This window comes from Chromobacterium sp. ASV23, from assembly GCF_016428945.1.
In the GTDB taxonomy this organism is placed as follows: Bacteria; Pseudomonadota; Gammaproteobacteria; order Burkholderiales; family Chromobacteriaceae; genus Chromobacterium; species Chromobacterium sinusclupearum.
In genome coordinates, this window is the sequence record NZ_JAELTR010000016.1 from 18275 (window position 1) to 38577 (window position 20303).

23 protein-coding genes are annotated in these 20303 nt (G+C 63.7%); 2 read left to right on the top strand and 21 right to left on the bottom strand.

Annotation, left to right across the window (positions count from 1 at the left end; all coding sequences use genetic code 11):
* Window positions 1-56 precede the first annotated feature (56 nt).
* From hisI to JHD59_RS09075, 14 genes are all read right to left on the bottom strand, one after another.
* The gene (gene hisI, locus JHD59_RS09010) at window positions 57-440 is read right to left on the bottom strand and encodes a phosphoribosyl-AMP cyclohydrolase (protein ID WP_103321317.1); all 384 of its coding nucleotides are present in this window, start codon (window positions 438-440) and stop codon (window positions 57-59) included.
* A complete protein-coding gene (hisF, locus tag JHD59_RS09015; protein WP_199153981.1) occupies window positions 437-1201 on the bottom strand; it encodes an imidazole glycerol phosphate synthase subunit HisF in 765 nt (254 codons plus the stop codon). Before hisF ends, hisI begins: the two co-directional genes overlap by 4 nt.
* An 85-nt stretch (window positions 1202-1286) precedes the next feature.
* A complete protein-coding gene (gene hisA, locus JHD59_RS09020) occupies window positions 1287-2027 on the bottom strand; it encodes a 1-(5-phosphoribosyl)-5-[(5-phosphoribosylamino)methylideneamino]imidazole-4-carboxamide isomerase (RefSeq protein WP_103321319.1) in 741 nt (246 codons plus the stop codon).
* Between the two features lie 21 nt (window positions 2028-2048).
* A complete protein-coding gene (gene hisH / locus JHD59_RS09025) occupies window positions 2049-2687 on the bottom strand; it encodes an imidazole glycerol phosphate synthase subunit HisH (RefSeq protein ID WP_199153982.1) in 639 nt (212 codons plus the stop codon).
* On the bottom strand, window positions 2684-3277 hold the full coding sequence (gene hisB / locus JHD59_RS09030) for an imidazoleglycerol-phosphate dehydratase HisB (protein ID WP_199153983.1): 594 nt from the start codon (window positions 3275-3277) through the stop codon (window positions 2684-2686). The genes hisH and hisB overlap by 4 nt, the downstream gene beginning before the upstream one ends.
* A 4-nt stretch (window positions 3278-3281) precedes the next feature.
* Window positions 3282-4358, bottom strand: a complete 1077-nt coding sequence (hisC, locus tag JHD59_RS09035) for a histidinol-phosphate transaminase (protein ID WP_199153984.1) — start codon at window positions 4356-4358, stop codon at window positions 3282-3284.
* Window positions 4359-4551: 193 nt separating this feature from the next.
* Window positions 4552-5862, bottom strand: a complete 1311-nt coding sequence (hisD, locus tag JHD59_RS09040) for a histidinol dehydrogenase (RefSeq protein ID WP_199153985.1) — start codon at window positions 5860-5862, stop codon at window positions 4552-4554.
* Between the two features lie 88 nt (window positions 5863-5950).
* The gene (hisG, locus tag JHD59_RS09045; protein WP_043621395.1) at window positions 5951-6592 is read right to left on the bottom strand and encodes an ATP phosphoribosyltransferase; all 642 of its coding nucleotides are present in this window, start codon (window positions 6590-6592) and stop codon (window positions 5951-5953) included.
* Between the two features lie 39 nt (window positions 6593-6631).
* Entirely contained in the window at window positions 6632-7396 is a 765-nt protein-coding gene (locus JHD59_RS09050; RefSeq protein ID WP_368671559.1) for a flagellar brake protein, read from the bottom strand.
* Between the two features lie 49 nt (window positions 7397-7445).
* A complete protein-coding gene (locus tag JHD59_RS09055) occupies window positions 7446-8027 on the bottom strand; it encodes an SCO family protein (RefSeq protein ID WP_199153986.1) in 582 nt (193 codons plus the stop codon).
* On the bottom strand, window positions 8027-8926 hold the full coding sequence (locus JHD59_RS09060; RefSeq protein ID WP_199153987.1) for a heme o synthase: 900 nt from the start codon (window positions 8924-8926) through the stop codon (window positions 8027-8029). The genes JHD59_RS09055 and JHD59_RS09060 overlap by 1 nt, the downstream gene beginning before the upstream one ends.
* On the bottom strand, window positions 8923-9945 hold the full coding sequence (locus tag JHD59_RS09065) for a heme A synthase (RefSeq protein WP_199153988.1): 1023 nt from the start codon (window positions 9943-9945) through the stop codon (window positions 8923-8925). The genes JHD59_RS09060 and JHD59_RS09065 overlap by 4 nt, the downstream gene beginning before the upstream one ends.
* A 69-nt stretch (window positions 9946-10014) precedes the next feature.
* Window positions 10015-10521 (bottom strand): hypothetical protein, encoded by a 507-nt coding sequence (locus JHD59_RS09070; protein ID WP_103321326.1) that lies wholly within the window; start codon window positions 10519-10521, stop codon window positions 10015-10017.
* Window positions 10508-11227, bottom strand: coding sequence for an SURF1 family protein (locus JHD59_RS09075; protein WP_158248799.1), 720 nt, complete (start codon window positions 11225-11227; stop codon window positions 10508-10510). Before JHD59_RS09075 ends, JHD59_RS09070 begins: the two co-directional genes overlap by 14 nt.
* Between JHD59_RS09075 and JHD59_RS09080 the strand changes: the two genes are divergently transcribed.
* Window positions 11226-11423, top strand: coding sequence for a DUF2909 domain-containing protein (locus JHD59_RS09080; RefSeq protein ID WP_103321328.1), 198 nt, complete (start codon window positions 11226-11228; stop codon window positions 11421-11423). The two genes, JHD59_RS09075 and JHD59_RS09080, sit on opposite strands and share 2 nt — an antisense overlap.
* Before the next feature lie 6 nt (window positions 11424-11429).
* Here JHD59_RS09080 and JHD59_RS09085 read toward each other — a convergent pair whose 3' ends face one another.
* Genes JHD59_RS09085 through coxB form a run of 5 tightly spaced genes read right to left on the bottom strand, consistent with a single transcriptional unit; the run spans window position 11430 to window position 15807 of the window.
* Complete coding sequence (locus tag JHD59_RS09085; RefSeq protein WP_103321329.1) at window positions 11430-12287, bottom strand: cytochrome c oxidase subunit 3; 858 nt, start codon at window positions 12285-12287, stop codon at window positions 11430-11432.
* 10 nt (window positions 12288-12297) lie between these two features.
* Window positions 12298-12474 carry a DUF2970 domain-containing protein gene (locus JHD59_RS09090; RefSeq protein ID WP_199153989.1) on the bottom strand — a complete coding sequence of 59 codons (177 nt, stop codon included), beginning with the start codon at window positions 12472-12474 and terminating at the stop codon, window positions 12298-12300.
* On the bottom strand, window positions 12471-13019 hold the full coding sequence (locus JHD59_RS09095; RefSeq protein WP_199153990.1) for a cytochrome c oxidase assembly protein: 549 nt from the start codon (window positions 13017-13019) through the stop codon (window positions 12471-12473). Before JHD59_RS09095 ends, JHD59_RS09090 begins: the two co-directional genes overlap by 4 nt.
* A gap of 10 nt (window positions 13020-13029) precedes the next feature.
* Complete coding sequence (ctaD, locus tag JHD59_RS09100) at window positions 13030-14667, bottom strand: cytochrome c oxidase subunit I (protein WP_199153991.1); 1638 nt, start codon at window positions 14665-14667, stop codon at window positions 13030-13032.
* 18 nt (window positions 14668-14685) lie between these two features.
* The gene (gene coxB / locus JHD59_RS09105; protein WP_199153992.1) at window positions 14686-15807 is read right to left on the bottom strand and encodes a cytochrome c oxidase subunit II; all 1122 of its coding nucleotides are present in this window, start codon (window positions 15805-15807) and stop codon (window positions 14686-14688) included.
* Between the two features lie 219 nt (window positions 15808-16026).
* On the opposite strand from coxB, the gene JHD59_RS09110 reads away from it, so the two are divergent.
* Window positions 16027-17346, top strand: a complete 1320-nt coding sequence (locus tag JHD59_RS09110; RefSeq protein WP_199153993.1) for an HD-GYP domain-containing protein — start codon at window positions 16027-16029, stop codon at window positions 17344-17346.
* On the opposite strand, the gene bioD is transcribed toward JHD59_RS09110, so the two are convergent.
* Both bioD and JHD59_RS09120 read right to left on the bottom strand, forming a co-directional pair.
* Window positions 17328-17960: a dethiobiotin synthase gene (gene bioD / locus JHD59_RS09115; RefSeq protein ID WP_199153994.1), complete on the bottom strand. Its 633-nt coding sequence runs from the start codon at window positions 17958-17960 to the stop codon at window positions 17328-17330. The two genes, JHD59_RS09110 and bioD, sit on opposite strands and share 19 nt — an antisense overlap.
* 498 nt (window positions 17961-18458) lie before the next feature.
* The gene (locus JHD59_RS09120; RefSeq protein WP_199153995.1) at window positions 18459-20246 is read right to left on the bottom strand and encodes a 2-isopropylmalate synthase; all 1788 of its coding nucleotides are present in this window, start codon (window positions 20244-20246) and stop codon (window positions 18459-18461) included.
* Window positions 20247-20303: the final 57 nt, after the last annotated feature.

The window sequence follows — 20303 nt, forward strand, 5'->3', positions numbered from 1 at the left end:
CGGCCCGGCCGGTCATTGTAACCCGTCCATCGCGGGCAGCGTTGACCGGCGGCAACTCAGCCGTGGTAAATGCTGTGCGGGTCTTTCAGCACGGCATCCACCGTCAGCCAGGCGCCGTTCTCGAAACGGCGGTAAAAACAGCTCTGTCTTCCGGTGTGACAGGCGATGCCGCCCATTTGTTCGATCTGCATCACAATCACGTCGCCGTCGCAGTCCAGGCGCAGCTCCTTCACCGTTTGCAAATGGCCGGACTCCTCGCCCTTTTTCCACAGTTTTTGCCGCGAACGGCTCCAGTAGTGGGCAATGCCGGTGTCGGCGGTCAGCTGCAGGCTTTCGCGGTTCATCCACGCCACCATCAGCACCCGGCCGCTGGCGGCGTCCTGGGCGATGGCGGTGACCAGGCCCTTGTCGTCCCATTTGACTTCGTCCAACCAGCTCATAGCCTCACCTCGATGCCGGCAGCGCACATGGCCTGCTTGGCCTCGCTCACCGTGTATTCGCCGAAATGGAAGATGCTGGCGGCCAGCACCGCGTCGGCATGGCCTTCTTTGACGCCATCGACCAAATGCTGCAGATTGCCGACGCCGCCGGAGGCGATCACCGGAATGCCCACCGCGTCGGACACGGCGCGCGTCAGCGGCAGATTGAAGCCGGCCTTGGTGCCGTCGCGGTCCATGCTGGTCAGCAGGATTTCGCCGGCGCCCAGCGCCTGCATCTTGCGCGCCCATTCGACGGCGTCCAGCCCGGTGCGGTTGCGGCCGCCATGGGTAAAGATTTCCCAGCGGTCGTTTTCCGGCGTCACCGCCTTGGCGTCCAGCGCCACCACGATGCACTGATTGCCGAAGTGCTCGGATGCTTCGCGCACGAACTCGGGGTTGGTCACCGCGGCGGTATTGATGCTGACCTTGTCGGCGCCGGCGTTCAGCAGGCGGCGGATGTCGGCGATGCTGCGCACGCCGCCGCCGACGGTCAAGGGAATGAATACCTGCTCCGCCACCGCTTCAATGACGTGCAGAATGATGTCGCGCTGGTCGGAGCTGGCCGTGATGTCGAGGAAGGTCAGTTCGTCCGCGCCCTGCTCGTTGTAGCGGCGGGCGATTTCCACCGGGTCGCCGGCGTCGCGCAGGCCCAGGAAATTGACGCCCTTGACCACGCGGCCGGCGGTCACGTCCAGGCAGGGGATGATGCGTTTGGCAAGCATGTAACTATCCAGAAAACTTCAGCCAGAAAACTTCAGGCACGCGAAGCGGCGGGGCCAGCCCGCCGTTTGGCGCGATCAGCCGGGTTTAGCCGGCCAGTTCGTCCGCCAGCGTCTGCGCGGCGGCGAAGTCTATGCTGCCTTCGTAGATGGCGCGGCCGGTGATGGCGCCTTCGATGCCCTCGGCCTCCACCTCGCACAGCGCGCGGATGTCGTCGAGGTTGGTCAGGCCGCCGGAGGCGATCACCGGGATGGTCAGCGCCTGCGCCAGCTTGACGGTGGCCTCGATGTTGACGCCCGTCATCATGCCGTCGCGGCCGATGTCGGTGTAGATCACCGAGTTGACGCCGTAGTCCTCGAAGCGCTTGGCCAGATCAACCACATTGTGGTTGGTGATCTTGGCCCAGCCGTCGATCGCCACCATGCCGTCCTTGGCGTCCAGGCCAACGATGACCTGGCCGGGGAAGGCGTCGCAGGCGTCGTGCAGGAAGCCCGGCGTCTTGACCGCGGCGGTGCCGATGATCACGTAGGACAGGCCCATGTCGAGGTAGGCCTCGATGGTGTCCAGGTCGCGGATGCCGCCACCCAGCTGCACCGGCATGTCCTCGCCGACCTCGCCGAGGATGTCGCGGATCACCGACAGGTTTTTCGGCTTGCCGGCGAAAGCGCCGTTCAAGTCCACCAGATGCAGTCGGCGCGCGCCCTGGTCGCGCCAATGGGCGGCAACCTTGACCGGATCGTCGGAGAAAATGGTGGCGTCGTCCATTGCGCCCTGTCTCAGGCGCACGCACTGACCGTCTTTCAGGTCTATCGCGGGTATCAGCAGCATGGTGCTAGGTGTGTGGGTAAGTTAAACATTGCCGTCCCAGGCCAGGAAATTCTTCATCATCTGAAGTCCGGCGCGGTGGCTCTTTTCGGTGTGAAACTGCGTGGCGAATATGTTGCCACGCCCGACGATACAGGCAAACCGCTGCGGATATTCGCTCTCCGCCAGCGTCAGCGCCGCGTCGGCCGGCGCAAAGTGATAACTGTGCACAAAGTAAAAACGCTCGCCATCGGCGATGCCGGCGAACATCGGGTGGGACTGAGTCTGGTAGACCTGGTTCCAACCCATGTGCGGCACTTTCAGCCGCTCGCCGCCGGCGGTGAGATCGTCGGCAAACCGCAGCACCTTGCCCGGAAACAGGCCCAGGCCGGCGGTATCGCCCTCTGCGCTATGTTCAAACAATAGCTGCGCGCCTACGCAGATTCCAAAAAACGGCTTGCTCTGCGTAGTTTCACGGACGGCGTCCGCCAGACCGTGGCGGTTCAGCTCGCGCATGCAGTCCGGCATCGCGCCCTGGCCGGGGAAGACCACCTTGTCGGCCTGGACCACGGCATCCGGATCGCGGGTCAGGAAAATATCGGCGCCGATGTCGTTGACGGCCTGCAGGGACTTCAGCACCGAGTGCAGATTGCCCATGCCGTAATCAATCACTGCGACTTTCATGCGCTCAGCGTCCCCTTGGTGGACGGCGTGATGCCGGCCATGCGCTCATCCGGCTCGCAGGCCATGCGCAGCGCGCGGCCGAAGGCCTTGAAGATGGTCTCGGCCTGGTGGTGGCTGTTGTGGCCGCGCAGATTGTCGATATGCAGCGTGCTCATGCTGTGATTGACGAAGCCGTGGAAAAACTCCGAGAACAGATCCACATCGAACTGGCCGATGCTGGCGCGGGTGTATTCGACGTTGTAGACCAAGCCGGGGCGGCCGGACAAGTCGATCACCACGCGGGACAGCGCCTCGTCCAGCGGCACATAGGCATGGCCGTAGCGGCGGATGCCCTTCTTGTCGCCGATGGCCTTGGCAAAGGCTTGGCCCAAGGTGATGCCGATGTCTTCCACGGTATGGTGGGCGTCGATGTGCAGGTCGCCCACGGCCTGGACGTCGAGGTCGATCAAGCCATGGCGGGCGATCTGATCCATCATGTGGTCGAGGAAGGGCACGCCGGTTTCAAAGCGGCCGACGCCGGTGCCGTCCAGATTCAGCGTGACGGTGATCTGGGTTTCCAGCGTATTGCGGGTGACAGTTGCGGTTCTCATGGCTTCAGGCAAAAAAACGTTGAATGGCGGACAGCAGGGCCGCGTTCTGGTCTGGGCTGCCCACGGTCAGGCGCAGACAGTTGTCCAGCAGCGGATGGCTGCCGTGCAGCTGCTTGATCAGGATGCCGCTCGCTTTCAGATGCTGGTACAGCGCAACGGCGTCCGGCGCGCGGACGGTGACGAAGTTGGCCTCGGACGGGAACGTCGTCAGCGCCGGCAGCGCGGCCAGCGCCGCGGACAGTTTCGCGCGTTCGGCGCGCAGCTCGGCCGCCTGGCGGTTGAACACCTCCAGATGCCGCAACGCGAAACGCGCGGCGGCGAGGGTCAGCACATTGACGTTGTACGGCGGCCGCACTTTGTTCAGTTCGACAATCCACGCCGGACAGGCCGCGGCGTAGCCTAGGCGGATGCCGGCCAGGCCCAGCTTGGACAGCGTGCGCATCACCAGCAGATTGTCCAGCTCGCCGGCCAGGTCCATGAAGCTGTCGCTGGCGAAGCTCTGGTAAGCCTCATCCACCACCACCAGGCCCGGCGCGGCGCGGCAGATCGCCAGCACCTCGTCGCGGGCGTAGCGCGGACCGGTGGGATTATTGGGATAAGACACGAACACCACCGCCGGCTGCTCGCGCTCGATGGCTTCCAGCGTGGCGGACAGATTCAGCGTGAAGTCGTCGTTCAGCGGCACGCCGACGTACTGCAGGCCGGAGAACAGCGCGTTCATCTTGTACATGACGAAGGACGGCTCCAGCGCCAGCAGCTTGGCGCCGGGACGCGCCAACGCCTGCGTGATCAGCGTGATCAGCTCGTCCGAGCCGTTGCCCAGCACAATGTCTGCGCCGGCGGGAATGGCAAACGCCGCGCGCAGTTCGTCCTTCAGGCCGCCGCCATTGGCGTCCGGATAGCGATTCAGCGCAACCTGGGCCAGTTCGGCGGCCAGTTCGTGCTGCAGTTCCACCGGCAGCGGCCACGGGTTTTCCATCGCGTCCAGCTTGATGTAGCCGGTGGCGTCGGCCACATGATAGGCGCCGATGGCGGTGATCTCGTCGCGGACGAGTTGCTTGGCGGTCAGTTTGGTCGTCATGGTCTGCCTGGCGGCGCGAAAGCGCCGTAATGTGCCCGCAAACGGGCAAAAGGCCATCGTAACCCGTCGGCGCGCCACGGGCTACTGCCTTGCGCCCGCTCGGCCGCGCCTGTTGCGGCGCGGGCACGGGTTCTCAATTCAAGAGCGGAGGACAAAATCCAGCCATGCGGCGGAGGCAAGACGCCATACCGCTTCAGGACTGCGGTTCTGCGCCTCCATCCAGCCGCAGCTCGGCGGCGCGGGCGTGTGCGGTCAGCCCCTCGCCATGGGCCAGCAGGCTGGCGATGCGCCCCAGCTTCTGCGCGCCGGCCTGCGATACGCGGATCAGGCTGCTGCGCTTCTGGAAGTCGTACACGCCGAGCGGACTGGCAAAGCGAGCAGTGCGGCTGGTCGGCAGCACATGATTCGGGCCGGCGCAGTAATCGCCCAGGCTTTCCGAAGTGAAGCGGCCCATGAAAATGGCGCCGGCGTGGCGCAGTTGCGGCAACAAGGCATCCGGTTCGGCCACCGACAGTTCCAGATGTTCCGGCGCGATGTAGTTGGCGATCTCGCAGGCCTCGGCCAGGTCGCGCACCTGAATCAGCGCGCCGCGGTTGCCCAGGCTGGCCTCGATGATGGCGCGGCGCGGCATGGCCGGCAGCAGCTTGGCGATGCTGGCTTCCACGCGGGCGATGTAGTCAGCCGACGGGCACAGCAGGATGGCCTGGGCGATCTCGTCGTGCTCGGCCTGGCTGAACAGGTCCATCGCCACCCAGTCCGGGTCGGTGTCGCCGTCGCAGATCACCAGGATTTCGGACGGGCCGGCCACCATGTCGATGCCGACCACGCCGAACACGCGGCGCTTGGCGGCCGCGACATAGGCGTTGCCGGGGCCGGTGATCTTGTCCACCTGCGGGATGGTTTCGGTGCCATAGGCCAGGGCCGCCACCGCCTGGGCGCCGCCACAGGTAAAGACCTTGTCGACGCCGGCGATATAGGCCGCGGCCAGCACCAGGTCATTGCGCTCGCCGCCCGGCGTCGGCACCACCATGATGATTTCGGCTACGCCGGCCACCTTGGCCGGCAGCGCGTTCATCAACACCGAACTCGGATAAGCCGCCTTGCCGCCCGGCACGTAGATGCCGACGCGGTCCAGCGGCGTCACCTGTTGGCCCAAGAGCGTGCCGTCTTCGTCTTCATAGCTCCAGGAATGCGCAAGCTGCTTTTCGTGGTAGCGGCGCACCCGCTCGGCGGCGGCGGACAGCGCGTCGCGCACCTCGGCCGGCAGCCGCTGCCAAGCGGCTTCCAACTGCGCGCGGGACAGCGTCAGATCGGCCATGCTCTGCGCCTGCATGCGGTCGAAACGGTTGGTGTACTCCACCAGCGCCGCGTCGCCGCGATGATGGACATCGGCGCAGATGGACGCCACGGCGGCGTCCACTGCCGGGTCCTGCGCGGTTTCGAAAGCCAGCAGCGCTTTCAGGCGCTCGGCGAAGTCGGGCTGGGAAGATGACAGTTTCAACATAATGATTCTCTGATGCGTGGACCTGAACAAGGGGCAACGCCGGCCAAAGACGATCGGTTGACCGTCATTCAGCTGGCATGCGGATGGATCAGGCCGGCACGGCGCCGGCGAAGGCGTCCAGCACCGGCTGAATCGCGTCGTATTTGAGCTTCAACGCGGCCTGATTCACCACCAGGCGCGAGCTGATGTCGATGATGTGTTCGACCGCCACCAGCTTGTTGGCGCGCAGCGTGCCGCCGGTGGAGACCAGGTCGACGATGGCGTCGGCCAGGCCGACCAGCGGCGCCAGCTCCATCGAGCCGTACAGCTTGATGATGTCGACGTGGACGCCCTTCTTGGCGAAGTGCTCGCGGGCGATCTGCGGATACTTGGTGGCGATCTTCAGGCGCGCGCCCTGACGGACGGCGGCGTCGTAATCGTAGCCTTCCTTCACCGCCACCATCATCCGGCATTTGGCGATGTTCAAATCCAGAGGCTGATACAGCCCCGCGCCGCCGTGCTCGATCAGCACGTCGCGGCCGGCGATGCCAAGATCGGCCGCGCCATATTGCACATAGGTGGGCACGTCGGAAGCCCGCACGATCACCAGTTGCACCTCCGGGTGGTTGGTGCCGATGATCAGCTTGCGCGAGGATTCGGGTTTTTCCGCCGGCTCAATGCCTGCGGCGGCCAGCAAGGGCACGGTCTCTTCAAAAATACGGCCCTTGGACAGGGCGATGGTCAGCTTCATGATGTTCTACTGCAAAGGATTTAAATAAGTGCCGGCCGCTCAGCCGAACATGGCGCGGCGTTCGCGCTCAAGAAAGCCGACATAGCGCTGGATCATGGTTTCCATCTTCGGCGTCAAATTCAGATAGGAACACCCTATCCGCATCGCCTCGGTGTCATTGCGCAGCCGCGAGGCCAGGCGATGGCGCACCTCGATGCCGATCTGCAAAACGCCTATCGGCTTCAGATCCAAGGTGCATTTATGGTACTGCTGGCCAATGTCGAACCCGAGCGTGCTGACATCCGGCAGCCACAGGCTCATGCCGCCCACGCTGATATCGAACAGCGCCAAGTCTATCGCGCGCTGGCCGTAATCCTCGACATGGCAGAACACCGGCGTGCCCAACGGCGTCTGGATGCGGAAGAACTCGCGGCGCTGCAGCTTGATCACCTGCTCCGGCAGGTCCGCGGCAAAGGCCGGCTGGCCATCCACGATCACCTTGCTCAAAGCGCCGGTGACAAACTGCGTCTTCACGCCTTCCGGCGAGCACACGAAAACATTGCGCTCGCTGCCAAGCACCTGGTTGTTGGCCTCTTCCTCGGCGCCCCAGTCGACAGTGAACATCCCATTTTTGAAATCGACGTCCAGAATCTTCGTCAGAATGAAGTTTTTCCCCTTGTTGGAGAAAATCGTCACCATATGGCCATGTTTGGCAATATTCGTCAGATGCTGGGCGATCTCGGCCGGCGATGTCATCGTAAATTTGGCCAAGTCCAATGACTGATGCGCACTGGCTGGACTCACCGAGGTTTTATCGTCGCTCACGATTTCGTGACCCCATTTTTAGATAATGCACTTCTCCGATACGCCAAGTTTAGCGCATCAACTGCTTGATATCATAAGCGAGGCTCGCGGAAGGCGTGCCATAGGCCTCGAACACCCGCAATCTCCCCTCCCGGTCCAGCAAATACGAGCCTGAGCTATGGTCCACGCTGTAGCTGCCACCCGGCGTCGGCACCTGCTGCGCCACCACCTTGTACTGCTTTTTCACTTTCTCGATCTGCTCGGCCGTGCCGGTCAAACCGATGAAGCGCTTATCGAAGTATGGCACGTAACCGGCCAACACTTTGGGCGTATCGCGCTGCGGATCGACGCTGACGAACAACACCTGCACCTTGTCGGCATCTTCGCCCAACTGCTTCATCACCGAAGCATATTCCAACATCGTGGTCGGGCACACGTCTGGACAATGGGTGTAACCGAAGAACAATGCCACCACCTTGCCCTTGAATTCGTTCAGGCTGCGCGGCTGGCCATGGAAGTCGGTCAGCGTGAAGCCTCCGCCCATGGATTCGTCGTTGATCGCCGTGCCTTTAAAGTCGATGGCGGGCGGCGCGCAGGCGGACAGCGCGGCGAGAGTGAAAAGCGCTAGCAGGAGTCGCAGTATCTTCAGCATCAGGAAAAGGGAATCAGCCAGTAGTGATCAAATAACAAGGCCGCGAACAACCCAGCCAGATACCAGATCGACCAGGTGAACACGCGGCGCGCCAGGGTGTGAGCATACTGGCGATGCAGACGGACGGCAAGAAACAACAACCTGCCGTTCAGCGCTCCCGCCGCAGCGAGATAAATCCAGCCCGCCTGCCCCAGCGCGGCCGGCAAGAGCGTGATGGCGGCAAGCAAAACGCTGTACAGCACAATGGACAAGGTGGTGTAGCGCTGGCCATGCGTGACCGGCAACATCGGCAAGCCGGCCCGCGCGTAGTCGTCGCGGCGGTAGAGCGCCAGCGCCCAAAAGTGCGGCGGCGTCCAAGCATAGATGATCAGGAACAGCACCAGCGCGAAGGCGCTGACTTCCCCGGTCACGGCCGCCCACCCCAGCACCGGCGGCATGGCGCCGCTGGCGCCGCCGATCACGATGTTCTGCGGCGTCAGCGGCTTGAGCAGCAAGGTGTAAACCACCGCGTAACCGACAAAAGTGCCCAGGGTCAGCCAGGCAGTTAACGCATTGCAGCAAACGATCAGCAAGGCCAGGCCAGCTGCGCCCGCCAGAAGCGCAACCAGCAAGGTTTGCGCCACGCCGACCTCCCCGGTGACGGTAGGACGCCAGGCGGTGCGGCGCATTCTGGCATCCAGCCCGCGCTCTACCAGGCAATTGACCATGGCCGCCGCGCCGGCCACCAACGCTATGCCCAGCGTGGCCGGGATGACAACTCGGGCATCCGGCAAGCCGGCGCTGGCCAGAAACATGCCGATCACCGCGCAGAACACAATCAGCGCCACCACTCTGGGCTTGGCCAACTGCCACAGCGCCTGGCTCTGGCGACGCCACAACGGCAGGCCGAGCGCGTTCATCGCCCCTCTCCCGGCCGGCTCAGCCGCCCTGACAGCGGCAACGGCAGATGAATCCCGCGCCGCTGCGCCGCCGGCGCATGCAGACGCGACAGCAGCAGCAGCGCCGCCATCAGCAATAGCGCCGCGCCAGCGTTATGCGCCACCGCAATCGGCAAGGGCAGCTGCCACATCACATTGGCGATGCCCAGCCCCACCTGCAGCCCCCAGGCCGCGCCCAGACAAACCAGATGCCGTCTCAAGCCTGGCTCGCGCCAGCCCCGGGCCAGCAAGGCCAATACCAGCAGCGAAACCAGCAGCGCCCCCAGACGATGCAGCCAGTGTATGCTTACCAGGCTGGAGAATTCCAACAGACTGCCATCCGGCGCCTGGCCCAGCTCGCGCACGACATGGAAAGCCTGATCAAAGCGCAGCGCCGGCCACGCCTGGCCGTTGCATGTCGGAAAACCCTGACAAGCCAGGGCAGCGTAATTGCTGGACACCCAGCCGCCCAGCAGCAGCTGCACCAGCAAGGCGGACACCAGCCAGCCGGCCAGCCGGCGCAGCGCAAGCGGAACACGTATCGGCGCGAATGCGGGCGAAAGCGCCATCCAGGCCAGAATCTGCAGCACCGCCATGCCGCCTAGCAGATGGGAGGTGACGATGGCAGGCCGCAGCAGCAAGGTCACGGTCCACATGCCCAGCATGGCCTGCAAGGCCACCACCGCCAATAAGAGACTCGCCGGCAAGCGCTGGCGCCGCTCGCGCCAGGCCCGCCAAGCAATCAGCGCGATCAGAGTGGCGAGGCTGCCGGCGAGGTAACGATGGAGCATCTCCTTCCAGGCCTTGCCCAGGCTGACCGGCCCCTGCGGCGACATGGCCTGAGCCTGGCCTATGCTGTCGGCGGCATGCGCAGGAGAGATGTGGCCATAGCAGCCGGGCCAGTCCGGGCAGCCCAAACCGGCATGGGACAATCTGACATAGGCGCCGAACGGCACCACGATTGCGGCCAGCAGCAAAGCCGCCCAAATCAGTCTTCGCATGGCAAGGGTCCCCCTCATTGCTCAGCGCATCGGCCGGTCGGCCACTGACGGAAATTTTTGCACGGGCGCTTACAACCCGTTATTCACCTTCAACACACTGGCCACTTCATCGATGATCCGCCGCGGATCGGCGCCGTCGCGGTAAAACATCACCTGGTTGCCCAGCGGATCGACCAGATAGAAACCCTGGCTGCCAGCGGGCAGCGCATGCGCCGGCGAGTGCTGCAAGCGGTACGGCACATCCAGTGCCGCCGGGCGGGCCGACACCACCAGCGCCACGCGCGTCAGCCGCTCCGCCGCCTCTCCCTGCGCCTTCTGAATCTGGCTCATCGCATGCCAGCGCTGACGGCAACGATCGCGGCAATCGGCGCTCAGCGCCGAAACCAGCACCCATTTGCCGCGCGGCCATTCCGGGCTGGCCGCGGCGACAAACGGCCGCGTCGGCAGCAATTGCCCATAACTGGCGCCGCCGCCGGGCGGCAGCAGGAGATACGCCAGCCATGCCGCCAAGACCGGCGCCAGACACAGCAGCCCCATGCCCAGCAAGGCCGCCCGGCCGCGGTCAATGGATTTCATGGCGCCGTCTCCACAATAGCCACCACAAGCCGCTCAGGCACACGCCCAGCAGCAGCCATTGCACCGCGTAGGCATAGTGCTTATCCGGCAGGAACTCCGGCACCACCGGCCAATGCAGCAAGGGATCGGGCGAGGTTTCCAACACCACCACGCCCTGGAACCAGTGCCCGGGATAATGGCTGCGCAGCGCCGACTCATCGACTTGGTCGACCGGGCCGGCAAAACCCTTCACCGCGCCGGACAACACGAAATGGTGAGGCGTCGGCATCCGATAGCCTTGCGGCTGAATCTGCTGCGGCGAGAACGTCGGCAGCTTGACGCCATCGACCAGCCAGCCCAGATCCAGCAGCACCAGCGAGCGGTCAAGGCCTTGCCGCCAAGGCTGAAGAATGCGGCGGCCGCTCTGGCCGGCCAGATAGCTGTTGCGCAATTCGATCACCGGCCCGGCCGGTTCGGCCTGGATCAAACGCACCCGGGTGAACTCCGGCGGCGGCTCGGCATCGCGATACACCAGCGTCACCGGCGCGGTGCTCATCGCGTTGGTCAACGATCGCAGCAAGGCCTCCTTGTCTTGCCCCCGCTGCCACTGCCATACTGCCAAGGCGTAGGGCAGCAAGACGATGAGCAGCAGCATGCCCCATAGCAGCCGCTGCCATCTTGGCTCTTGCTTTTGCTCCTGATCGGAATGAGATGAGGATACGGTCATGAAACTCGTCATCCTGTTGTTGCTTGCCTGTATTGTCCTGGCCCTGTTCTGGGGATTGACCGGACTGATGAAAGCCGAACACGGCTCGCAACGTCTGGTCCGCTCTTTGACCCTGCGGGTCGGCTTGTCCATCGGCCTGTTTCTGCTGCTGCTCTTGGGCGCCGTGTTCGGCTGGTGGCGCCCGCATCAAGTTTGAGCCGGCTCACAGCCAGTAGACAAAGATGAACAGCAGCAGCCATACCACGTCGACGAAGTGCCAATACCAGCTGGCGGCTTCGAAGGCGAAGTGGTGGCTGGCGTCAAAATCGCCCTTCAGCGAACGCAGCCACACCACGAACAGGATGATCGACCCCAACAGCACATGCAGCCCGTGAAAACCGGTCAGCATGAAAAACGTCATGCCATAAGCGCCGGACGCCAGCGTCAGGTGCAGATGGCTGAAGGCGTGGCCATATTCGTGCAGCTGCAAGCCAAGGAACGTGAATCCCAGCAGCACTGTGAGAAACAGCCCCAGCTTCAATTGTCTGCGCTGGCCTTGCAGCAGCCCCCAGTGCGCCCAGGTGACCGTGGCGCCGGAGCTCAGCAGGATCAGCGTATTCAGCGCCGGCAAGCCCCAGGGCTCCATCGCCTGATAGGCCTGGGTGATGCCCGGCCCGGTGGACAGCGGCCATGCGGCCTCGAAATCCGGATACAGCATCTTGTAATCGAGCGAGCCGAGCAATGGCACCGACACCGTGCGCACCCAGAACAGCGCACCGAAGAAGGCCCCGAAGAACATCACTTCGGAAAAAATGAACCAGCCCATGCCCCAGCGGAACGACATGTCCTCTCGCCCCAGATAGACGCCTAGCCGGTTTTCGCGGATCACATCGCCAAACCATCCCACCAACATGAACACCAGTATCAGGAAGCCCAAAGCCAGCGACAGCTTGCCCAGCAGCATGCCGTTGACGGCAAACGCCGCGCCCAGGCCGATGCAGAACAGCGCCACCGCCCCCACCATGGGCCAACGCGACGGCTGCGGCACAAAATAACGATCCTGCTCCTCAACGCTTGCCATACCATTCCTCCTAGCGCGTTACCCAGGACACAAGCAACAACAGCGCGACAATCAACGCCAACATCAACAACAACGCGGTGACGATCAGCTGCCACGGTTTCAGCGACTGATCCTGCCGCGCGGCGTCGCCCTGGCGCACGCCGATGAATGCCCCCAACACCGCCTTTACGCCCTGTGCCCAGTTCATGACGCCCGGCCGTCCTGCCCCGGCACATCGAAGATGGTGTAAGCCAAGGTGATGCTGGTGATCGAAGCCGGCAACTTGCGGTCGATCACAAACACCACCGGAAAGGTTCGTGTCTGTCCAGGCGCGAAGCGCTGCTGAGTGAAACAGAAGCACTCCAGCTTCTTCACATACGCCCCGGCCTCAGCCGGCAAGTAGCGCGGCAATGCCTGCCCCACCACAGCGTGCGGGCTGGCATTGGTGATTTGGTACTGCACCTGGACAAAAGTGCCAGGCTTGACTTTCAGATGCGTGGTCAGCGGCCTGACCTGCCAAGGCAGCCCGGCCTGCACAGTGGCATCGAAAGTCATGGCCACCGTTGCCGCCCCCGCGACCAGATCGTCCCGCTCCAACGCATCGGCCTTCACCACGTCGTTGAGGCCGGTCTGCTCGCAAACGATGCGGTACAGCGGAATCATCGCCCAGGCAAAGCCGAACATCATGGCGGCGATCAGCGCCAGCTTGCCTAGCAGCTGGCGGTTGCGATGCAGGGTCCGGGTGGCGTCCATGACAAGCACCCTAATGGCGCGGGTGCGCCCCGCCCTCCCGGTAAGACCGGATCACGCCGTTTTCGCCGCTCTCAATCTGCGGCGCCTGCTCGAAAGTATGGTACGGCGCCGGCGTCGGCAGCTCCCACTCCAAGGTATTCGCGCCTTCCCACGGCCGCTGCTGCGCCGGCTTGCCGTAGCGCAGCGAGTGCAGGATGTTGAACAGGAAGATCAACTGGCCCAGGCCGAACATGAAGGCGCCGATGCTGGCGATCTGGTTGAATTGGGTGAACTGCAAGGCATAGTCCGGAATCCGCCGCGGCATGCCGGCCAGGCCCAGAAAATGCATGGGGAAGAAGGTGACGTTGAACCAGATCATCGACCACCAGAAATGGAACTTGCCCAGCCCCTCGTGGTACATCTTGCCGCTCATTTTGGGGAACCAGTAGTAGATGGCGGAGAACAGGCTGAACAGCGCGCCGGCCACCAGCACGTAATGGAAATGCGCCACCACGTAGTAGCTGGCATGCAGCTGGATGTCCACCGCCGCCACGCTGAGCGTGATGCCGGACAAGCCGCCGATGGTAAACAACAGGATGAAGCCGATGGAGAACAGCATGGGCGTTTCAAAGGTCATGGCACCCTGCCACATGGTGGCGATCCAGTTGAACACTTTCACGCCGGTCGGCACCGCGATCAGCATGGTGGCGTACATGAAAAACAGCTGGGCGGTGGCCGGCATGCCGGTGGCGAACATATGGTGCGCCCACACCATGAAAGACAGCACGCCGATGGAGCTGGTGGCGTACACCATCGAGGTGTAGCCGAACAGCGGCTTCCTGGCGAAAGTGGGAATCACCTGGCTGACGATGCCGAAGGCCGGCAGCGCCATGATATAGACCTCGGGGTGGCCAAAGAACCAGAACACGTGCTGGTACAGAATGGGGTCGCCGCCGCCGGCGGCATTGAAGAAGTGGCTGCCGAAATGACGATCGGCCAGCACCATGGTCACCACGCCGGCCAGCACCGGCATCACGGCGATGATCAGGTAGGCGGTGATCAGGCTGGCCCAGGCGAACATCGGCATCTTCATCATGGTCATGCCGGGCGCCCGCAGATTCAGGATGGTGACGATGATGTTGATCGACCCCATGATGGAACTGATGCCCAGGATGTGGATGGCGAAGATGGTCATGTCCATGCCTATGCCCATCTGCGTGGACAGCGGCGCATACAAGGTCCAGCCAGCCGCCGCGGCGCCGCCCGGCACCGCGAATGAAAGCAGCAACAGCAGCGCCGCCGGCGGCAGCAGCCAGAAGCTCCAGTTGTTCATCCGGGCAAAAGCCATGTCCGGCGCGCCTATCATCAAGGGCAGCATCCAGTTGGCCATGCCGGTGAAGGCCGGCATGATGGCGCCGAACACCATGATCAGGCCGTGCAGCGTGGTCAACTGATTGAACAGCTCCGGCTGGAAGAAGCGCAGCCCGGGGCTGAACAGCTCGGCGCGGATGCATAGCGCCAGCACGCCGCCGGACAGAAACATGGTGAACGAGAACCACAGGTACATCGTGCCGATGTCCTTGTGGTTGGTGGCCATCAGCCAGCGCATGATGCCGTGCGGCTTGCCGTGGTGCGCGCCGCCGGCGTGGGTGGTTTCCGCGATTGCCATGACGCCGCCTCCTCCTTGCTATGCCGCCTTGCCCCGCGCAGCCTTGATTTCCTTGGGCTGCACGACCTGGCCGGTATGGTTGCCCCAGCTATTGCGCTCGTAAGTGATGACCGCGGCGATGTCGGTATCGGACAATTGCTTGCCCCAGGCCGCCATGGCCGGATTTTTCTTGCCGCCGTACAGCACGATCTCGATATGGGCGGCCTTGTCGCCGGTGGCGATGGGCGAACCGTCCAGCGCCGGGAAGGCGCCTGGAATGCCCTTGCCGTTGGCCTGATGGCACGGGATGCAGTTTTGGGTGTAGACCTTCTCGCCGCGGGCCTTCAACTCGGCCAGCTGCCATATCTTGTTGGGATCGTCCGCGCTGGCGGCCAGCTGCTTCAGCTTGGCCTCGCGCCACTTGGCGTAGTCCTCCGGCGATTTGGCCTCCACCACGATAGGCATGAAGCCGTGGTCCTTGCCGCACAGCTCCGAGCACTGACCGCGATAGGTGCCGGGCTGCTCGATCAGCATCCAGCTGTCGCGCAAAAAGCCGGGAATGGCATCCTGCTTGACGCCCAGCTGCGGCACCCACCAGGAGTGGATCACGTCGTTGGCGGTCAGCAGCAGGCGGATCTTGCGGTTGGTGGGCACTACCAGCGGCTCGTCGACCTCCAGCAGATAATTCCCGCTGGGCGGCGCGCGGCCTTCGATCTGGTCGCGCGGCGTGGACAGGTGGCTGACAAAGCCGAAGTTGTCGTCCAGGTAGTCGTAACGCCACTTCCACTGGTAACCGGTGATCTTGATCGTCATGTCCTCGCTGCGCGTGCTCTTTTGCGCCAGCACGGCGCGCGTGGCCGGCAGCGCCATCAGCACCAGGATCAGCAGCGGGACGATGGTCCAGATGATCTCCACCGTGGTGTTTTCATGGAACTGTTTGGCTTCGTGGCCGGCAGCCTTGCGGTGGCGAATAATGGAATACAGCATCACCAGGAAAACCAGCAGGAAAATGACGCCGGTGATGATCAACAGCAAGGTGTGCAAGTGGTACTCGGTGCGCGCCAGCGGGGTGACCGGCGGCTGCAGATTGTACTCAGCCGCCAGCGCGGCCGGCGCCATCAGCGCCAGACAGAAAGAAACAGGAATGCGCGGACAAGACATGTCGCTCCCCCAAGGTCAAATGACCAAACAATGCATGCACTGCGCGCCGGCTATGCCGGCATGCTTTCATCGTAGGAAGTCGCGCGGGAAAAACAAGAAAGCGTCATGTTGCAGCGTAGCGAAACGAGACATACGGATAAGTACTAACCGCAGGCTTGCATGCTCGGTCAAATCGCCTTAACTGAAAGACATCACGCTTCGGTTTAATGTCCTTCTCCCATGCGCGACCACGACTTCACCACGGTCAATTCCTACTGGCTGAGCCACTTGCTGACCCTAGGAGAAGACTATCGACCGGTTCTGGCCAAGGATGCGCTGGATAGCGACGGCAAAATGCTGCTGCCGGCCGGCAGCGCCACCGACGCCAGCTGGATGACGCTGCTGCCGCAGCGACGACTGCAGCAGCCCCTGGAAAAGCTGCTGCAGTTGGAGGCGTTCGATCCGCGGACATTGCTGCAGCAACGCAGCTGGGAGCTGCTGCAGGATTCGCGTTTTCTGCATGCGCTGCTGGAGCAGAATGACGGCTGCGCGGTCTGCATCGCCATGCTCAAGCAGTTGCCGTTGAAAGGCGCCATCGCCGTCTGGCTGGCCATCCTGCACCAGCGCGGAGAGCTGGACCACGCCCTGCTCGTCTGCCTGGTATCGATCAGCCTGGCCAAACAACTCCACCTGCCGGCGCAGGAACAGCAGCAAGTCGCCCTGGCCGGACTGCTGCACGATATCGGCAAACTGTATATCGACCCAACCTATCTATCCGCCGAACGCACCCTGCAACCGGAGGAATGGCATCACGTCGTCAACCATCCGCTGCTGGGGTGCCAGCTATTGCTGATGCTGGGCGAGCTGCAGCAGCCCAAGGCGGCGGCGCTCGCCATCCTGCAGCATCATGAGCGGCTGGACGGCAGCGGCTATCCGCTGGGGGCGCTAGCCGGCAAGCTGGAAAAGGGCGGCCAGATCCTGATGCTGGCCGATACCTTCTGCCAGTTGCAGCGGCATGTCCCCTACCTGCAGCAGCGATTGGACATCGCACTGAAAATCCTGCCGGGAGAATTCAATAGCGACATCGCGTCCACCTTGTGCCGGGTTGGCCGGCAAGGCGGCAAAGCGGCGCCGCCGGTCTTGGACCTGTCTGATTTGCCCGGACAGCTGCAGACCTTGCTGCAGCAGATAGGCCGGCTGACCCAGCGCTTCTGGGCGATGGCCGAACTGGACGTCGGCCTGTCCGCCCACGCGCGCCGCCTGCTCGACAGCAGCATGAAACGCTTCAACACCATTCAACGCGCGCTCTCCAACACCGCCATGAACGAATCGCCCCCGACGCAGAAAAACGAAGAACTGTCGCGCGAGCTATGGTGCGTGATGGGCGAAACGCGCTGGCGGCTGCGCAATCTGGCGCGACAGATCACGCTGCGCATCGACAAGCTGCACGAGCACGAACGCGTGCGTTTCACCGCCTTGATCAAGGCCCTGATGGAGAACGAAACGCCGGCAGCGCCGCCTGCAGGCGACGGCTCTGGCTATCAGCAGCCGGGGCGATAGGGAATTTCCAGCAGCAGCGGCGCCGGGATATGGCGCTTCAGCGTGTCCAGGTTTTCGGCGTAGGCTGCCTGCGGCGGCTGCACGCAGTTCGCCACCCAGCCGGCCAATTCCAGGCCGCTGTCGCGCACCGCGCGCGCCGTCAGCAGCGCATGGTTGATGCAGCCCAGCCGCATGCCCACCACCAGAATGACCGGCAGCGCCAGACTCAGCGCCAGGTCGGCCATGAACAGGCTGTCCGACAACGGCGCCAACCAGCCGCCGGCCCCCTCCACCAGCACGATATCGGCCTGATCCTGCAAGCGGCGGTAATGCTCGCCGATGCGCGCGAGATCGATTTCCACGCCGGCCTGGCGCGCGGCGATGTGCGGCGACACCGGCGGCAAAAACCGATACGGATTCATCAATTCCAGGTCAATCTGCCCGGTGGCTGCCGTCAGCCGCGCCACGTCGTCGTTATGCCAGCGGCCATCCGGCAGGATGTCGCAACCGGAGGCCACCGGCTTCATCGCCAGCACGCGCTTGCCCTGGCTTTGGTAAAGGCGGATCAGCTCGACCGCGGAATGGGTCTTGCCGATCTCGGTATCGGTGCCGGTGATGAAATAGCCCTGGCTCATCCTCGCTCCCTCAATCATCCATAGAGTCGCCGGCCGCGTGCCGGCCGGGACCGATGTTCTACACCAGCCCGCGCCAATCTTCCAGCAATTCCACGCGCAGGGCTTGGGTGTCCACCCTGGCCCTCACGCCAAGCGGCAGGATCAGCATCGGGGGGATGGGGCTGCCAAACACAAGCCGCCTGATTAAACGAATTGTGTTTTGGACTATCTTTGAGCCGCGCAAAAAGTCTTATTCAAAAACCCTGCCCATTCAGGCAAGGCCAAGCGCGCCCTCGACGTGCCAACGCCGACCTTGTGGGTCGGCGTCGTGCCGTCGGCCTTATGGGCAGGGGCGCGATGGGTTTGGCCGGGTAGGCCTGCGCAGGATTTCACGCGCGGATGAAGTGAAAACCTGTTTGGCTGGGCGAAACGGTCCGCGGGGCGCAACGACAAGGCCGGGATGGAAAACCTTGCCGCCTCCCTTTGGCGCCGTCTGGCCGCGCCGGGAAAACAAACTGTTTAAACGATGGCCTGGGCGCTGACCTTCTCCGCGGTGGACAACTTGTTCAGCGCCGACAGATACGCCTTGGCGCTGGCCACGATGATGTCGGTGTCGGCCCCCTGGCCGTTGACGATGCGGCCGTCGCGCGCCAGGCGCACGGTCACTTCGCCCTGCGATTCGGTGCCCTTGGTGATGGCGTTGACCGAGTACAATTCGAGTTCGGCGCCGCTGCCGGCCACGCTCTCGATGGCCTTGAAGGCGGCGTCCACCGGGCCGGAGCCGCTGGATTCGGCATGGCGTTCCTGGCCATGCTCGACAAACACGATGCTGGCCTGCGGCGCTTCGCCGGTTTCGGTAATGATCTTCATCGACACGAACTTGAAATTCTCCTGCACGATGGACACCATCTCGTCCGACACCAGCGCGTGCAGGTCTTCATCGAAAATCTCGCGCTTCTTGTCGGCCAGCTCCTTGAAGCGGGCGAAGGCGGCGTTCAAGGCCTCCTCGCTGTCCAGCACGATGCCCAGCTCGGCCAGCTTGGTCTTGAAGGCGTTGCGGCCAGACAATTTGCCCAGGGTCAGGCGGTTAGCGCTCCAGCCCACCGACTCCGCCGACATGATCTCGTAGGTTTCGCGGTGCTTGAGCACGCCGTCCTGGTGGATACCGGACTCGTGGGCGAAAGCGTTGGCGCCGACGATGGCCTTGTTCGGCTGCACCGGATAGCCGGTGATGGTGGACACCAGCTTGGACGCCGGCACGATCTGCGTGGCGTCGACGCGGCTGTCTATGCCGAACACGTCGCGGCGGGTCTTCACCGCCATCACGATCTCTTCCAAGCTGGCGTTGCCGGCGCGTTCGCCCAAGCCGTTGATGGTGCACTCCACCTGGCGCGCGCCGCCCAGCACCGCCGCCAGGCTGTTGGCCACCGCCATGCCCAGATCGTTATGGCAGTGAGCGGACCAGATGACCTTGTCGCCGCCCGGCGTGCGGGCGATCAGCTCGCGGAAGAAGGCCTCGGTCAGCCGCGGCACGGCGTAGCCGACGGTGTCCGGCACGTTCAGCGTGGTGGCCCCGGCCTCGATCACCGCGCCGAAAATGCGCGCCAGGAAGTCGATGTCCGAGCGCAGCGCGTCCTCGGCCGAGAATTCCACGTCATCGGTGTATTCGCGGGCGATCCGCACCGCCTTCACCGCCGCGTCCACCACCTCGTCCGGGCTCATGCGCAGCTTCTTCTCCATATGGATGGGGCTGGTGGCGATGAAGGTGTGGATGCGGCCGCGCGCGGCCGGCTTGATGGCTTCGCCGGCGGCGCGCACGTCGCGCTCATTGGCGCGCGCCAGGCTACAGACGGTGGAGTCCTTGATCGTTTCGGCGATGGCGTGGATGGCGTCGAAATCGCCGGGGCTGGCGGCGGCGAAGCCGGCCTCGATAATGTCCACGCCCAGCCGCTCCAGCTGGCGCGCGATGCGGATTTTCTCTTCCTTGGTCATCGAGGCGCCCGGCGATTGCTCGCCATCGCGCAAGGTGGTGTCGAAAATGTAGAGGCGGTCGCCCATATCGATAGTTCTCCCTGCTCCCTGTGCCGGCTCGCCGACCAGATAGTCGTTGAAATCAAAGCGCCTGCCTTGCCCGGCGGCCAGCTGCGCCAGCCGGCTCAGCTGCGCCAACGGCAGGCTGCCGCGTTCCCTCCATTTGTATATCGCTGCCCGGCTCACCGGCTCGTCGGGGAACAGTCGGTTCAACTCGTCGGCCAGATGGCTCGGTCCGCCGAAGTCCGCAACCAGCCGTTCAATATCCACTTGCATCAATGTGCTCCTGCAGCATGTTTTGAACCAGCCTACCGAGCGAGAGACATCTCGTCA